The following is a 1,480-nucleotide window of genomic DNA, read 5'->3' on the forward strand; positions in this document are numbered from 1 at the left end:
AATTTCTCTTTGCAGATATTGCGGCTATATTCTTCCAGCCTTTTAATCTTTCCTTTTCTCCGTTTTTATTGCTTCCGGCATAAACTACAGTTCCGTCTTTTTTAAGTCCCACTGTAAAATTATCTCCGGCGGCTATAGCGGCAATATTTACCCAACCGGAAACATCACATTCTCCGGCATTATTTTCTCCGGCAGCTGCAACACGGCTGTCACTTTTTAATCCCGCCAGATGATAGTTTCCCGATACAATCTCAGAAATATTTGTCCATCTGCCCGTATCTTTCAAACGGTAATTTCCATAGCCTGTAATCACAACGGTTCCGTCTTTTTTTAGTCCTGCCGTAAAATCACTTCCTGCGGCAACGGATTTTATATCTCTCCATTCTTCTACATTACATTGTTTAAAGAGATTATCTCCAACTGCCACGACTGTTCCGTCTTTCTTTACTCCCACAGTGTGCTCGTTTCCAAGAGCTACAGACGTAATATTTTCCCATTCGGATACTTTGCAGCTGCCTTTATCGTTGTCCCCTACGGCAACAACCTTTCCGTCTTTTGTAATTCCTGCCGCATGGCGGCGTCCTGTGACAACAGACGCTATATTTTCCCAATCTCTTACCGAGTATTTTACTACTTTTCCGTTTCCTATTACTTCCGCTGTTCCGTTATCTTTCAGACACAGTACATAGTTATCTCCAGCCACAGCAGAAACCACATTTTTCACACCGTCTATTTTCGTATTTATTACGCTTTCTTCTTTTGTTGTTATAACCGTTCCGTCATTTCTCAGACCTGCAATACAACTGCTTCCTGCGGAAATTGCTTTAATATTTTTCCAGCCGTCAATTTGATTGCTGAATCCCTCTTTTAATTTTGTACACATAATCTTGCCGTTTATGTCAACCGCAGCTGCATGATAGGCTCCTGCCCCAATGCTGATTATATTTTTCCAATTTGTTATTTCATCAAGGAAATAGTCACCGCTGCCTTTAAATAAAACAGTACCGTCTTTTTTAAGTCCGAATGTCACATTATTTCCTGCCGCAACGGCAACTATATCATTCCATTTTTGTAAATCGCACTGACCGAAGTAATTTTGTCCTGTTGCCACAACTGTGCCGTCTTTTTTTAAACCCACAGTGTGGTTGCCTCCTGCGGCTATCGCCTCTATATTTCTCCAGCTTTGCACATTACAGCTTCCATAATAATTCCAGCCTGTCGCCACAACTGTGCCGCCTTTTTTAAGTCCCACTGTGTGTTCCCACCCTATGGAAATACCGGCAATATTTTTCCAGTTTGCAGCATCGGTTTTTTGGCTTATACCGCACTCTTCTGCCACAATCTCTCCGTTTCTTTTAAATCCCACAACTAAATTTCTCTTTGCAGATATTGCGGCTATATTCTTCCAGCCTTTTAATCTTTCCTTTTCTCCGTTTTTATTGCTTCCGGCATAAACTACAGTTCCGTCTTTTTTAAGTCC

At 41.5% G+C, this 1,480-nt stretch carries 1 protein-coding gene; it reads right to left on the reverse strand.

Annotated features, from left to right (window positions below; translation table 11 throughout):
* Positions 1–1,480 (reverse strand): RCC1 domain-containing protein (locus tag B5F08_RS13045; protein WP_087380378.1); only part of this gene is annotated, 1,480 nt, incomplete at both ends.

The sequence above is a fragment of the Anaeromassilibacillus sp. An172 genome (assembly GCF_002160515.1).
GTDB lineage: Bacteria > Bacillota > Clostridia > Oscillospirales > Acutalibacteraceae > Limousia > Limousia pullorum.